At 65.2% G+C, this 14638-nt stretch carries 12 protein-coding genes and 1 pseudogene; 4 read left to right on the plus strand and 9 right to left on the minus strand.

What is annotated here, in order from left to right:
* Positions 1-44 precede the first annotated feature (44 nt).
* Together WS62_RS20180 and WS62_RS20185 are read right to left on the minus strand one after the other, a co-directional pair.
* Positions 45-398 (minus strand): RidA family protein, encoded by a 354-nt coding sequence (locus WS62_RS20180; RefSeq protein WP_066574415.1) that lies wholly within the window; start codon positions 396-398, stop codon positions 45-47.
* Positions 399-471: 73 nt separating this feature from the next.
* Positions 472-1560 (minus strand): alpha/beta fold hydrolase, encoded by a 1089-nt coding sequence (locus WS62_RS20185; protein ID WP_066574417.1) that lies wholly within the window; start codon positions 1558-1560, stop codon positions 472-474.
* A 368-nt stretch (positions 1561-1928) separates the two neighbouring features.
* Here WS62_RS20185 and WS62_RS20190 point away from each other — a divergent pair.
* Positions 1929-2730: pseudogene (locus WS62_RS20190) on the plus strand (FAD-dependent oxidoreductase); the annotation flags it as partial.
* Positions 2731-3035: 305 nt separating this feature from the next.
* Here the strand turns inward: WS62_RS20190 and WS62_RS20195 are convergent.
* Both WS62_RS20195 and WS62_RS20200 read right to left on the minus strand, forming a co-directional pair.
* Positions 3036-3677 carry a CoA transferase subunit B gene (locus WS62_RS20195; RefSeq protein WP_066574420.1) on the minus strand — a complete coding sequence of 214 codons (642 nt, stop codon included), beginning with the start codon at positions 3675-3677 and terminating at the stop codon, positions 3036-3038.
* Between the two features lies 1 nt (position 3678).
* Positions 3679-4383 carry a CoA transferase subunit A gene (locus tag WS62_RS20200; protein ID WP_066574422.1) on the minus strand — a complete coding sequence of 235 codons (705 nt, stop codon included), beginning with the start codon at positions 4381-4383 and terminating at the stop codon, positions 3679-3681.
* A gap of 254 nt (positions 4384-4637) precedes the next feature.
* Between WS62_RS20200 and WS62_RS20205 the strand changes: the two genes are divergently transcribed.
* Positions 4638-5183: a LuxR C-terminal-related transcriptional regulator gene (locus WS62_RS20205; RefSeq protein WP_066574423.1), complete on the plus strand. Its 546-nt coding sequence runs from the start codon at positions 4638-4640 to the stop codon at positions 5181-5183.
* A gap of 608 nt (positions 5184-5791) precedes the next feature.
* Positions 5792-7324 (plus strand): cellulase family glycosylhydrolase, encoded by a 1533-nt coding sequence (locus WS62_RS20210; protein ID WP_066574428.1) that lies wholly within the window; start codon positions 5792-5794, stop codon positions 7322-7324.
* Between the two features lie 48 nt (positions 7325-7372).
* Here WS62_RS20210 and WS62_RS20215 read toward each other — a convergent pair whose 3' ends face one another.
* Together WS62_RS20215 and WS62_RS20220 are read right to left on the minus strand one after the other, a co-directional pair.
* Entirely contained in the window at positions 7373-7804 is a 432-nt protein-coding gene (locus WS62_RS20215) for an acyl-CoA thioesterase (RefSeq protein ID WP_066489469.1), read from the minus strand.
* Positions 7805-7848: 44 nt separating this feature from the next.
* Positions 7849-8628, minus strand: a complete 780-nt coding sequence (locus WS62_RS20220; RefSeq protein WP_059474193.1) for an SDR family oxidoreductase — start codon at positions 8626-8628, stop codon at positions 7849-7851.
* Positions 8629-8808: 180 nt separating this feature from the next.
* On the opposite strand from WS62_RS20220, the gene WS62_RS20225 reads away from it, so the two are divergent.
* Positions 8809-10482, plus strand: a complete 1674-nt coding sequence (locus tag WS62_RS20225; protein WP_082721130.1) for an electron transfer flavoprotein-ubiquinone oxidoreductase — start codon at positions 8809-8811, stop codon at positions 10480-10482.
* A 180-nt stretch (positions 10483-10662) separates the two neighbouring features.
* Here WS62_RS20225 and aroC read toward each other — a convergent pair whose 3' ends face one another.
* The 3 genes from aroC to WS62_RS20245 form a co-directional block, all read right to left on the minus strand.
* Entirely contained in the window at positions 10663-11772 is a 1110-nt protein-coding gene (aroC, locus tag WS62_RS20235; protein ID WP_066574436.1) for a chorismate synthase, read from the minus strand.
* A 316-nt stretch (positions 11773-12088) separates the two neighbouring features.
* The gene (locus tag WS62_RS20240) at positions 12089-14023 is read right to left on the minus strand and encodes an MFS transporter (protein WP_066574438.1); all 1935 of its coding nucleotides are present in this window, start codon (positions 14021-14023) and stop codon (positions 12089-12091) included.
* A 120-nt stretch (positions 14024-14143) separates the two neighbouring features.
* Positions 14144-14608 carry a CBS domain-containing protein gene (locus WS62_RS20245; RefSeq protein ID WP_059474189.1) on the minus strand — a complete coding sequence of 155 codons (465 nt, stop codon included), beginning with the start codon at positions 14606-14608 and terminating at the stop codon, positions 14144-14146.
* Between the last annotated feature and the right edge of the window lie 30 nt (positions 14609-14638).

The following is a 14638-nucleotide window of genomic DNA, read 5'->3' on the forward strand; positions in this document are numbered from 1 at the left end:
GTCGGGTATTGCGTGTCGCTGAAAAAAACGTGTCGCGCTCCGGCTCAGTTGCGCTGCGCGGCGACGACCACCACTTCGACGAGGCACGCGGGGTTTGCGAGCTTCGCCTCGACGGTCGCGCGCGGCGGCGTCGCGCCCGGTGCGACCCATGCATCCCACACTTCGTTCATGCCCGGGAAGTTCGCCATGTCGGAGATGTAAATCTGCACCGACAGCAGATTTGTCTTGTCGCTGTTCGCCTCGCCGAGCAGGCGGTCGATGTGGCCGAGCACTTCGCGCGTCTGGCCCTTGATGTCCTGCGCCGTGTCCTCGGCGATCTGGCCCGCGAGGTAGACGGTGCCGTTGTGGATCGCGATTTCGGAAAGACGGGGGCCGACGTGGTGACGAGTAACTGCCATGAGAATTCCCGGTTGGATGGTTGATCAGTGGACGGTGCGGCAAGCCCACGGGCGGGCCGCACCGAACCGCATATTATGACGCGTGCGGCGCGTCCCCGACGAAAAATTGGCGAGCGATCGCGATCTGATCGGCGCTCACGAACGCGGGCGCATGGCCGGCTTCCGCAATCTCGACGCTCGACACCGCCCGGCCGCGCGCCTTCATCGCATCGACCGTGTCGCGCGACAGCAGATCCGACTGCGCGCCGCGCACGACGAGAAGCGGCCCCGCGAACGCCTCGAGCGAATGCCATAGCCATGCCTCGCCCTGCGCATTCGCCTCCGGCGTCGCCGCCTTGAACGGCACCGCGATGCGCGGGTCGTAGCGCGCGCGCCATGAGCCGTCATGGTCCTGCACGAGAAGCGGCCGGTTCAGCGCGCGCCACTCGTCGGGCGTGAGCGGGCCGAACGGCAGCGACAGCGACGCCAGGTAATCGACGCCCTCCTGCTCGGTTGCGAAGCGCTTGTCGAGCCCCGTGTATTCGCCGATGCGCTCGAGCGCGGCGGGCTCGATGTGCGGGCCGATGTCGTTGACGATCATCTTGCCGATCGGCGCATCCGGCAATCCGCCGAGCGCGAGGCCGATCAGGCCGCCCATCGACGTGCCGAACCAATCGACACGCTCGACATCGAGACGCGCGATCAGCGTCACGATGTCGGCGACGTATTGCGGCACGCCGTAGAGCCTCGGATCCGCGAGCCAGTCCGACCGGCCGCGCCCGGCCACGTCGGGACAGACGACGCGATAGACGTCGGACAGCGCCGCCGCGAGGCGATCGAAATCGCGCCCCGAGCGCGTGAGTCCGTGCACGCAGACGAGCACGCGCGGATTCGCGGGATCGCCCCACTCGGTGTACGCGACGTGGTGCAGGCCGGTCGGATGCGCGCATTGCACGCGACGCTCGCGCGGGGAAACGGAAGTGACAAGGTTCGATGACATCGGCGCATCCTGATGAACAATCGGCATGGTCGAACGCCCGGCGCCCCGATGGCGACGGGCCGCCGAACACATGGACCGATTGTAAACCGCTTCGCCACGCGCGGCCGGTCGGCCGAACGGCTCGTGACGCGACGCGCAGCGACTCGCGCGCCGCGTACCAGAGAAGAAATATCCCGTCGATATATTTCAAGAATCCATTTCAAGAATCGAATTTCAGGAAGGTCGAACTGAATGATCAAATCGATCAAATCGATCGCTGACGCCTCATCGACGAATCGATGCCTCGCATAGACAAACCGGCGACTGCTGCAACATGTCGCATGCCCCCCACGAACCGCTGCGGCGCGGCCCACGGCAGGCCTGGCCATCGCCGCCCGCTCGCGCTTCACGCGCGAAAACGCCGTCGTGTCATTGACTTCGCCCGGTTCATTTCATGCGCCCGGCCCAACAAAAAAACAATATCGCCCATTCACGGATTCGCGATTCGTTTCAGCCAGCTGTCGCGCCGATGTCCAGCGACGCATCATCCGTCCGGCAGAAGGAGGCGCACGATGCCCACGCAGACTCTGATCGCCGGCGGCGGGCTCGCCGGCACGATGCTCGCCAATCAGCTCGCGTCGACACTGTTCGACGAAGTCGTCCGCAACGATGTGCGAATCACGCTGCTGTCCGATTCGCCGTACCACGACTACAAGCCGGCGTTCATGGACGTCGCGTTCGGCTCATGATTTCGCAACGAGCTGACGCGCGCCGAGCGCTCGCCGCTGCGTCCCGAGATCGCGTTCGTCGTCGATCGCGCGACGCATTTCGACTTCGCGACGCAGCACGCGCACACGAAGAGCGGCAAGCGCTACGGCTACGACCATCTCGCGATCGCGACGGGCTGCGCGCCTTCTCCCGAGCGCATCGAAGGCCTCGCCGAAGCGGGCGACCATTTCCACCCGTACGAGCCGGCGCGACGGCTCGCCGGGCGGATCGCGTCGATCGAGCGCGGAACCGTGTTCGTCAACGTCACGTCCCCGAAGACGCACAACGTCCCGCATCAATGCGGGATTGCGCCGATCGAGGCCACGCTGATGCTCGACGACGGACTGCGCCGCCGCGGCGTGCGCGACAAGGTCGAGATCGTCTACACGTACCCGACCGTGTCGCAGTTGCTGCGCAATTGCCTGTTCGTGCAAAAGCCGGCCTGCGACGGGCTGCCCGCGCTCTTCGAGCAGCGCGGCTTCACGCTCGCGCGCGTCGATCCGGCGCGCAAGATCGTGTATTCGGGGGGAAGGCGCGAAACAGCCGTTCGACATCCCGATGGCGACGCCGCCCATCCGCGCGGCCGAAGCGGTGCGCGCGATCGGCGGCGCAATCGCCTGAGCGCCGAGCGCCGCGGGCGGCGCATGGCGGCGCGCGGCTCGCCGCCCCGATACGCCAGTGGCTATCGCGCGACGCCGCGGCGCAAAGCGCCGACCGATCCGAGACGCCCCGCACCGCGCATCGACACTTACCGCTCGATGTGCCGCCGAGCGCCCACCGTCGCCAATCGAAACGCGAAAACGAAAGCGCCCCGTGTCTTCCCGACACGGGGCGCTTTCATCCCGCCGTTGCAGCGGTACCGCCAGGCGACGGCGCGGCGCACGCAAGCGCGCCGCGCCGAAACCGCAACGTCACGCAACCTCGCTCACATCGAGCGGCGCGCCCGTCTTCGCCTTGATCTCGTCGACGCTCACGCCGTCGGCGAGCTCGAGCACCTTGAGCCCGTCCGGCGTCACTTCGATCACGCCGAGATCCGTGATGATCAGATCAACGACGCCGACGCCCGTCAGCGGCAGCGTGCATTCCTCGAGGATCTTGTGCTGGTCGCCCTTCGCGACGTGCTCCATCAGCACGACGACGCGCTTCACACCCGCGACGAGGTCCATCGCGCCGCCCATCCCCTTGATCATCTTGCCGGGAATCATCCAGTTCGCGAGGTCGCCGCTCTTGCTGACCTGCATCGCGCCGAGGATCGCGAGGTTGATGTGGCCGCCGCGGATCATCGCGAACGAATCGGCCGACGAGAAGATCGACGAGCCCGGCAGCGTCGTCACGGTCTGCTTGCCGGCGTTGATGAGATCGGCATCGACTTCGTCCTCGGTCGGCGACGGGCCGATCCCGAGCAGGCCGTTCTCCGACTGCAGCCACACTTCGACGCCCGTCGGCACGTGGTTCGCGACGAGCGTCGGCAGCCCGATGCCGAGGTTCACGTAGAAGCCGTCCTGCAATTCCTTCGCCGCGCGCGCGGCCATCTGGTCACGATTCCAAGCCATCTCAGTCTCCTTTCGCGCGCACGACGCGTTGTTCGATGCGTTTTTCCGGCGTCGCGTTGAGCACGAGCCGCTGCACGAAAATGCCGGGCGTGTGGACCTGATCCGGATCGAACTCGCCGTTCTCGACGATCTCCTCGACTTCGGCGACCGTGATCCGGCCCGCCATCGCACACATCGGATTGAAGTTGCGCGCGGTGCGGCGGTAGATCAGATTGCCGGACTTGTCGGCCTTCCACGCCTTCACGAGCGCGACGTCGGCCGTGAGCGAAGGCTCGAGGACGTAATGCTTGCCGTCGAACTCGCGCGTCTCCTTGCCTTGCGCGATCACGGTGCCGTAGCCCGTCTGCGTGAAGAACGCCGGGATGCCCGCGCCGCCCGCGCGCAGCTTCTCGGCGAGCGTGCCCTGCGGCGTGAATTCGAGCTCGAGCTCGCCCGACAGATACTGGCGCTCGAACTCCTTGTTCTCGCCGACGTACGACGAAATCATCTTCTTGATTTGCCGGGTGTCGAGCAGAAGGCCGAGGCCGAAGCCGTCGACGCCCGCATTGTTGCTGATGCAGGTGATGCCTTTCACGCCCGAGTCGCGCAGCGCGGCGATGAGCGCCTCCGGAATGCCGCACAGGCCGAAGCCACCGACCGCGAAGGTCTGTCCGTCATGGACGACGCCCTCGAGCGCGGCAGCCGCGCTTGGGTAGACTTTGTTCATCTCTATGTCCCTTCCTCTATGGAAACCAGCACGACGGTCCGCGCGGCTCGCGCGCACGACGGACCCGTCGCACCATTCTAAGCACGCGCGGCGAATGCTGCCGCGACGATGCGTTTTCTTCTCTTATCCGGTCGCGGCATGGGCCGCGACATGTGTGAAAGGGTACGATGCGCGACGGATACGGCACAATACGCAAAATTACATAAGCATTCGCCGCGGCTCGCGCGGCGCCCGATCACTGTCCGTCAGCGTACATGCCCGCCATCGATTACCAGACCGCCTTCCATCTCGCGCCGATCGGCCTCGTGCTGTCGCGCGACCGTGTCATCGAGGATTGCAACGACGAACTCGCCGCGATCTTCCGCTGCGCGCGCGCCGACCTGATCGGCCGATCGTTCGAGGTGCTCTACCCGTCGTCCGACGAATTCGAGCGGATCGGCGAGCGGATCTCGCCCGTGATGATCGCGCACGGCAGCTACGCGGACGACCGCATCATGAAGCGCGCGAGCGGCGAGCTGTTCTGGTGCCACGTGACGGGCCGGGCGCTCGACCGCACGGCGCCGCTCGCCGCGGGCGTGTGGACGTTCGAGGACTTGAGCGCGACGCGGCGCGTCGCGATCGAATTGACGCCGCGCGAGCGCGAGATCGCCGCGCAGCTCGCGACCGGCAAGACGAGCAAGCAGATCGGCCGCGTGCTCGACATCAGCTCGCGCACGGTCGACATCTACCGCGCGCGGCTGATGCGTAAATACGGGACGGGAAATACGGCCGAGCTGGTGCAACGCCTGCTCGGGCAGTGAAGACTCGGGAAACCGCCCGCCCGGGCAGGCGAGCAAGCGCGCACGAATGACCGCGTCCCGCCCTTGCCCGCCGCCCCGGGAATCAAGAACGCCAATGAACCGAGTTCTTGCCGCAGCCCGAGCCGATCCATTGCCACCCAAAACTCAATAATTTCATTTCCAGATTCCGATTAGAGCGAATTTCGGATCTACACTTTTTCGAAAAAATTATTTAACCTTGAGCAACACAGTCCGGATTAGATCGGCAATCTGAAATATCACACGGGAAGCAACACATTCGCATTTACCAAGCAATAAAGCTCATATAGATAGCGAAAATGTCGACCTCTCGGCCGGACGCTTCATATCGTCTTGGTCGAATTGGATAATCGGTCGATCCTGCTTCGCAGCACTTTCGATCGACACCAGGGCGCGACAATTTCATGCTGTCGGCCGCAAGGCCGCCAGCGCACTACGACAGGTGCCGCAGGGAACTGAATAATCGAGCGGCCGGGCGATCTCCCGAGGGGGCCACCTTGCCTCAGCAAAACGCCGCGGCGGACTCTCGCATCGATTGGATTATTTAAATCTCAAATTAACTATACCAATCAAAAAGGCCAGGTGAATTTATGATTATCGCGAGAGCAAGATATTTGTTCGTCTTTTTTATGATGAACTTGATCGGATGCCATTGCGCATTTTCTCAAACCAATACGCCGGCAACCGGCATCGATCTGGGCGGCGAAATCCTCGATATTATCAATCAGAATTCCCAAAATCCTGCGCAGGCGATCAATAACTATATGGCGGGCGTTGCCGGAATGAACGTGCGCTGGGTGCGCATTCATCTCGATTGGTCGCAGATCCAGCCGGCGTCGACATGGATCTTCACCAGCGATCCCAATCCCGGCATCAGTAGCGGCCTGACCTGGGGCACGACGGACCTCATCGTTCGGGCAGCGAGAAATTATGGAATGCGAATTCTCGGCGTGATCACATTGACGCCGCGCTGGGCAGTCAGTTCGCAATGTCCGAGCAACTACCGGCAGTCGAATAACGGCGCCTACGCGCTATGCGCGCCAAATCTCACGTCGTACACCAACTTTGCCCGGGCGGCCGCCAAACATTACAGCAGCGACAGTTACGGCGGAAAAATCGATGCGTGGGAAATCTGGAACGAGCCGAATTGCGGCCCCAATTTCATCCCTCATGATCCAGTGCTCTATACCCGGCTCCTGAAGAGCGCGTATCCGGCGATCAAACAGGGCAATCCATCGGCATACGTCTATGCGGGCGGCAGTTCGGGATGCAACACGTCTCCAAACAATGGAACCGGTGCGCTGCCGTCGACCGGCATAGCCGGTCTCGCGAATTCGGTGGATTCCCGATACCCGGCTCCGTCGCAATGGGAGCCCCGCGACTGGCTGGCCGTGATGTACGCGAACGGCGCCAAGGGGTATTTCGACGGGCTCGCTCACCATCCTCATTGTCACAGCGACGACTGGCAATCGCCCGGCGATCAGTGTCCGAGCACGACCCTCAACTCCGTGTACCCGGATTACTCAAATCCGTTCAACATCATGTGGCATACGTTCTCGTCGCCTTCCTACGGCTGGCCATCCCCCACCGGCAAGACCTTCGCCAGTTACACGGGAACGAGCCTGCGCGACCTGATGAGCGCAAACGGCGATGGAGGCAAACCCATCGTGATCACGGAATTCGGCGTTGCGACAACCGCATCGGACGGCGCCACCAATTTCACCGGCCAACTGGGCGGCAGTTCGCAGCAATACACGAACGCGGATTTTCAGACGATGGCGCCTTCCTACCTGACGCAGGCGAATCAGGCCCGCGAGTACAAGGCGCTGATGGCGTGGATAGCCAATCAGCCATACGGCCAATACGGGCCGGTTTACGCGTATTGCTACTCCGACATGGTGCTATCGTCGGCGTACAGCGCAAACATCTACGAGCCGTATTTCGGCCTGGTAACGATCACCTCCTCGACGGGATCGACCGGAACGGCAGGAGCACCCAAGATCGCCGGAACGTACCAGGCCGTGTCGGGACAGTACTATCCGGCCTGGCCCAACTTCGGCGCTGCCGCTGCGGCGGCAGCCAATCAAACCCCGGGCTACGCGCCGGTCGGCCCCGGCTGGTGAGGCCTCGAGAAAGCAAGCGGAAAAACGAGCGTCAGCGCGCCGCCGCGCTCAAGCAACCTTCGCCTGCAGCGCGCTTTCGATCGTATTGCGCAACAGATCCGGCAGCGGCGCCGACTTGCCGAGCGCGTAGTCGACCCACACGCAGCGCGCGGCACCGCGCGCGTACACATGCTCGGGGTCGTCCAAGCGGGTCAGTTCGAACGCCGTGTCGAAGCTGCTGCGGCCGGGCTTCGCGGCCGACAGCCGCGCGATGACATCGCCCGGATAGTGCAGTTGCCTCAGGAACTCCATCGACGCGTTGACGACGACGGGCCCCTGCCCCTCGCCGTTGCCGCCCGCGATGCCGAGCTTGCCGAACCATGTGACGCGCGCCTCTTCCATGTAGCGGAAGTAGACCGTGTTGTTCACGTGACCGAACGCGTCCATGTCGCCCCAGCGGATCGGCATCGACATTTCGAAAACAGGGGTGTAATCGCTCATCGCACTCTTCTTTTCTGCAAGGTGAAACCGTTCGGCGCGGCCGCTCACGCAAGGCCCAGGCCGTCGTCGGCCGATACGATCGAGCCGTTGATGAACTGCGACTCGTCGGCGGCGAGGAGCAGCAGCAGTCCGTCGAGATCCTGCGGCTTGCCGACCCGCCGGCGCGGCAGCGTCGACTGCAGCTTCTGGCCCTGCTCGGTATCCCACAGATAGTGATTGATCTCGGTGTCGATGTAACCGGGGCAGATCGCGTTGACGTTGATTCCGTGGCGGCCCCATTCGAGCGCCATCGCGCGCGTCATGTGGACGACGGCCGCCTTGCTCATCGCGTACAGGCCGATCTGCGAGAACGGCCGCAGGCCCGCGACCGACGCGATGTTGATGATCCGGTACGCCGGCTTTGCATTGCCGTTGCCCGCGCGCATCATCATCCGCTTCGCGACTTCCTGCGCGACGAAGAACGCGCCGCGCGTGTTCGTATCGAACACGTACTCGAAATCGGCAGGCGTCACGTCGACGAGCTTCTGCATCGTCGACACGCCCGAATTGTTGACGAGGATGTCGATCGTGCCCGCCTCCGTTTCCGCGTGCGCGACAGCCGCCTTGATGCTCTGGTAATCGGTGACGTCGAGCGACACGACGTGCGCGGCGCCACCCGCCGCCTCGATTTCCGCGCGCAGTTCCTTCAGGCGCTCGACGCGCCGGCTCGCGAGCACGACCTTCGCGCCCGCCTGCGACAGCACCTGCGCGAAGCGCTGCCCGAGACCGCTCGACGCGCCCGTGATGAACGCGACCTTGCCTTCCAGATTGATCGAACGGCCCATGCCGACTCCTCATTATTCCGATGACATCATGCCGCACCAGTATGAAGCGTTCCCGCGTGCGACCCAACCCCTCAAATAGAACGATCGTGCTAATCTAGGATCTCGCTGTTGCGGCAAGCGTTTTATTTCGCCGACAATACGGTCCCGAATAAAAGCATTCTAATGGTTAGAGGAGCGATCATGACCCCCGCAAGCCTCATCGAGCAATACGGCCCTCGCGAATCGATGGAATATGACGTCGTGATCGTCGGCGGCGGCCCTGCGGGCCTGTCGGCGGCCATCCGGCTCAAGCAGCTCGCCGCCGAGAAAGGCACGGAAATCGGCGTCTGCGTGCTCGAAAAGGGCTCGGAGATCGGTGCGCACATCCTGTCGGGCGCGGTGATGGACCCGCGCGCGATCACCGAGCTGTTCCCCGACTGGAAGGCGCAAGGCGCGCCGCTTTCCGTCGAAGTCACCGAAGACCGTTTCCTGTTCCTGACCGAGAAAGGTTCGATGCAAGTGCCGAACTGGGCGCTGCCGGACAACTTCAAGAACCACGGCAACTACGTGATCAGCCTCGGCAACGTCACGCGCTGGCTCGGCCAGCAGGCCGAGGCGCTCGGCGTCGAGATCTTCCCGGGCTTTCCGGCGGCCGAGATCCTCTACAACGACGACGGCTCGGTCAAGGGCGTCGTGACGGGCAACATGGGGATCGGCAAGGACGGCGAGCCGACCGAGAACTTCCAGCTCGGCATGGAGCTGCACGCGAAGTACACGCTCTTCTGCGAAGGCGCGCGCGGCCACCTCGGCCGCCAGTTGATGGACAAGTTCAAGCTGAACGCGAACAGCGATCCGCAGGCGTACGGGATCGGCATCAAGGAGCTGTGGGAGATCGATCCGGTCAAGCACAAGCCGGGCCTCGTGATCCACACGGCCGGCTGGCCGCTGTCGCCCGACACGTACGGCGGCTCGTTCCTGTATCACATGGACAACAATCAGGTCGTCGTCGGCTTCGTCGTCGGCCTCGCGTACACGAACCCGTACCTGTCGCCGTTCGAGGAGTTCCAGCGCTACAAGACGCACCCGGCGATCCGCCCGTTCCTCGAAGGCGGCAAGCGCGTGTCGTACGGCGCGCGCGCGATCACGGCAGGCGGCCTGCTTTCGCTGCCGAAGACCGTGTTCCCGGGCGGCGCGCTCGTCGGCGACGACGCGGGCTTCCTGAACGCGTCGCGCATCAAGGGCAGCCACGCGGCGATCAAGACCGGCATGCTCGCCGCCGAAGCTGCGTTCGACGCGGTGCAGGCAGGCCGCCAGGCCGACGAGCTGACCGCGTACCCGGACGCGTTCAAGACATCTTGGCTCTACACCGAGCTCTATCGCGCGCGCAACTTCAAGCAATGGATGGGCAAGGGCCTGTACCTCGGCACGCTGATGGTCGGCATCGAGCAGAAGCTGATGAACGGCAATGTGCCGTGGACGCTGCATCACCAGCACGCGGACCACGAGATGCTGAAGCCCGCGTCGCAGTGCCAGCCGATCGATTATCCGAAGCCGGATGGCAAGCTGACGTTCGACCGGCTGTCTTCGGTGTTCGTCTCGAACACGAATCACGAGGAGAACCAGCCGGCACACCTGACGCTGAAGGATGCGTCCGTGCCGGTGAACGTGAACCTGCGCACGTACGCGGGGCCGGAAGCGCGCTTCTGCCCGGCCGCCGTCTACGAGTTCGTGAAGAGCGACGACGGCACCGATCGTCTCGTGATCAACGCGCAGAACTGCGTGCATTGCAAGACCTGCGACATCAAGGACCCGACGCAGAACATCGTGTGGGTCACGCCGGAAGGCGGCGGCGGACCGAACTATCCGAACATGTGACCGTGCGCCCGCGCGACGCGCGGGCATATGGCGGTCGCATCGTCTCGGATGCGGCAAAACGAAACGGGCGCCGAGGCGCCCGTTTTTTCGACTTCGTCTTTTGCCGACTTCATCGATACGCGTCGATTTCCGCGCGCCGCACGCAGGCGGCGCGCGATGCGCCGCGCGTCCAAACCATGCTCACTCCGCCCCCGGCGCGCGCGCCGCGATCTTCGGCGTCGCGGTCGCCACGTCGCCGCACTGTGCGCGATGCCGCAGCGCGTGATCGATCAGGACGAGCGCGAGCATCGATTCGGCGATCGGCGTCGCGCGAATCCCGACGCACGGATCGTGACGGCCGAACGTCTCGACGACGGCCGGCTCGCCCGCTTTCGTGATCGAGCGGCGCGGCGTGCGGATGCTCGACGTCGGCTTGATCGCGATCGACACCGTGACGTCCTGCCCCGTGGAGATGCCGCCGAGCACGCCGCCCGCGTGATTGCCGACGAAGCCCTCCGGCGTCAGCTCGTCGCCGTGCACCGAGCCGCGCTGCGCGACGCTCGCGAACCCCGCACCAATCTCGACGCCCTTCACCGCGTTGATCCCCATCATCGCGTGAGCGATGTCCGCATCGAGGCGGTCGAAGAGCGGCTCGCCCCAGCCGGCCGGCACGCCTGACGCGACGACGCTGATCCGCGCGCCGATCGAATCGCCGTCCTTGCGCAGCGCGTCCATGTAGTCCTCAAGCTGCGGGACGACATCCGCGTTCGGCGCGAAGAACGGGTTCTCGCGCACGTGCGACCAGTCGACGAACGGAATCTCGATCTCGCCCAGCGCGCTCATGTAGCCGCGCACCTCGACGCCGAAGCGCTCGCGCAGCCACTTCTTCGCGATCGCGCCCGCGCCGACGACGGGCGCCGTCAGCCGCGCCGACGACCGGCCGCCGCCGCGATAGTCGCGCACGCCGTACTTCTGCCAGTACGTGTAGTCGGCGTGGCCGGGGCGGAACGTGTCGGCGATGTTGCCGTAGTCCTTGCTGCGCTGGTCGGTGTTGCGGATGAGGAGCGCGATCGGCGCGCCCGTCGTCACGCCTTCGAACACGCCGGACAGGATCTCGACCTGATCGGGCTCCTGACGCTGCGTGACGTGGCGCGACGTGCCGGGCTTGCGGCGGTCGAGCTCGAGCTGGACGTCGGCTTCCGTGAGCGCCATGCCCGGCGGGCAGCCGTCGATCACGCAGCCGATCGCGGGACCGTGCGACTCGCCGAAGGTCGTGACAGTGAAAAGCGTGCCGAGGGTGTTGCCGGACATAGGGCCGTCCAAAGAGAGTCAGTCGGGGAAATCGTTATTATGCCAGCCCGTTTCGGGCGATGCGGCGATATGGCGCGCGGCCGGCCGATGTCGCGCGCCGCCGCCTTGCCGCATCGCGCGATCGGCCATGGCGCCCATTGCAGCGGTTCGCTTCGGAGCAAAGCGGGAAAGCGGCCGGCGCGCGATGCAACGGGCTTTCTCGATCGGACATCGAGGCGACCGGGCGGGCACCGGAACGCACCGCCCTGCCTGAACCACGTTCGAACGCGGGCGGCCGCCACGACGCGGCTGCCGCTCCGCCCGCCGCGTGCGCCGCTTACTTCCGCGCGCCGCGCAGCTCCGCCACGGCGGACTGCAGCGCCTCGGGCGTCGCCGCCGCGGCCGGGATCGGCTCGCCGACCGCGAGCGTGAGACGGCTCATCACGCCGCGCTTCACGGGACGCGGCCAGCGCGCGTCCTCGTGCCGCGAGAACACGCTGCCCCACAGCCCGCGCAGCGCCACCGGCACGACGGGCACGCTCGCACGCGCCAGGATCTCGGTGGCACCGTGGTGGAACGCGTTGATGTCGCCCGTCTTCGTCAGCTTGCCTTCCGGAAAGATGCAGACGAGCTCGCCTTCGCGCAGCGCGGCCTCGCATGCGTCGTACGCGCGCGCGAGCATCGCGGGGTCCTCGCGGCGCGGCGCGATCGGGATTGCCTTCGCGTGGCGGAACGCCCAGTTCGCGAAGCGCGTCTTGAAGATCCGGTGATCCATCACGAAGCGGATCGGCCGCGGGCTCGCCGCCGCGAGCACGAGTGCATCGACATAGCTCACGTGGTTGCAGACGAGGAGCGCGGCGCCGTCGTCCGGAATCCGCTCCGCGTGCACGAGTCGGATCCGGTAGAACGTGTGCACGAGCGCCCACGCGATGAAGCGCAGCAGGAACTCCGGCACGAGCGAATAGATGTACGACGCGACGACGACGTTCAGGAGCCCGGTCACGAGGAAGATCCCCGGAATGCTGACGCCCGCCTTCGTGAGCAGCATCGCCATCAGCGCCGACACGATCATGAAGAGCGCATTCAGGATGTTGTTCGCGGCGATGATCCGCGCGCGGTGCGTCGGCGCGCTGCGGCTCTGGATCAGCGCATAGAGCGGCACGCTGTAGAAGCCGCCGAACATCGCGAGCAGGAACAGGTCCGCGAGAATCCGCCAGTGCGCCGCGTGGCCGAGGAACTCGCCGACCGTCAGCAGATGCGCCTGCGCGGGCAGCGCGTGGCTCGCGAAGTAAAGCTCGATCGCGAACGCGCTGATGCCGAGCGAGCCGAGCGGCACGAGCCCGATCTCGACGCGCCGCCGCGACAGCCGCTCGCACAGCAGCGAGCCGAGGCCGATGCCGAACGAGAACGTCGCGAGCAGCACGGTGACGACGTCCGGGTTCGCCGACAGCACGTCCTTCGCGAAGCCGAAGAACGACGTGAGGAACGTCGCGCCGACGAACCACAGCCACGAAATGCCGAGGAGGCTCAGGAACACCGTGCGATTCTCGCGCGCGAGCTTCAGGTTGCGCCACGTTTCCGAGAAAGGGTTCCAGTTGATCGCGAGGTTCGGCTGCGGCGCGGGCGTCGCCGGCACGCCCGCCGCGGCGAGCCGCCCGACGAGCGCGACGCCGACGCAGCAGACGGCGAGCAGCACCTCGCCGCGCCCCGAAATGCCCGCCGCTGCGCCGCCGACGATCGTGCCGATCAGGATCGCGACGAACGTGCCCATCTCGACGAGCCCGTTGCCGCCGACGAGTTCGTGATCGTTCAAATGCTGCGGCAGGTACGAATACTTGACGGGCCCGAACAGCGTCGAGTGCATGCCCATCATGAACGTGCACAGATACAGCAGCAGCGCGCCATGCGTGACGAAGCCCGCCGCGCCGACCGCCATCAGCGCGATCTCGAAGGTCTTCACGAAGCGCGTGAGGCGCGCCTTGTCGTACTTGTCGGCGATCTGCCCCGCCGTCGCCGAAAACAGCACGAACGGCAAAATGAAGATCGCCGAGATCACGAACGCTGCGGTTTTCGGATCGATGCCGCTGAATTTCGCCGTCTGATAGGTGACAAGCGACGTGAAGCCGATCTTGAAGACGTTGTCGTTCAGCGCGCCCATGAACTGCGTCGCGAAAAACGGCGCGAAGCGGCGCTCGCGCAGCAGATCGAACTGCGACGGGTGGGCGTGGTGCTTCCCGCGCCGCGCGGTCGGAAGAATGGAGGGATCGCTCATGCGTGGGTGCGCCCGCGCATCGCGTCGGCACGATCGCACACGCAGGCGGACGAAGAAATGATGGTGATCGCCGGGCCGGATGCGCCGCCCGGCGGCCTGCACGCGCGGCCGCGCGCGGGCTCAGCTTGCAAGCGGCTTGCGCTCTTCGCTGTCGGGTTCCGGCCAGTCGCGGATGTACGCCTTCAGCATGCGGTTCTCGAAGCTTTGCGCCTCGACGACCGTCTTCGCGACGTCGTAGAACGAGATCACGCCCATCAGCACGCGCTTGTCGAGCACCGGCATGTAGCGGGCGTGCCGCTCAAGCATCATCCGGCGCACTTCGTCGATGTCGGTCTCCGGCGTGCACGTGAGCGGCTCGTCCATCACGGTGCGCACGAGCACCTCGCCGATGCTGCCGCCGTTCGCCTTCAGGCGCAGGATGATCTCGCGGAACGTCAGGATCCCGACGAGATCGCCGTACTCCATCACGACGAGCGAGCCGATGTCGTGTTCCGCCATCGTGTCGACCGCATTGCGCAGCGGCATGTCGGGCGTCACGGTAAACAGCGTGTTGCCCTTGACTTTCAGAATATCGCTGACGCGCATCGTTGTCCCCTATTGCAACTTGTGCATAAT

It is taken from the genome of Burkholderia sp. ABCPW 14, from assembly GCF_001523835.1.
In the GTDB taxonomy this organism is placed as follows: domain Bacteria; phylum Pseudomonadota; class Gammaproteobacteria; order Burkholderiales; family Burkholderiaceae; genus Burkholderia; species Burkholderia mayonis.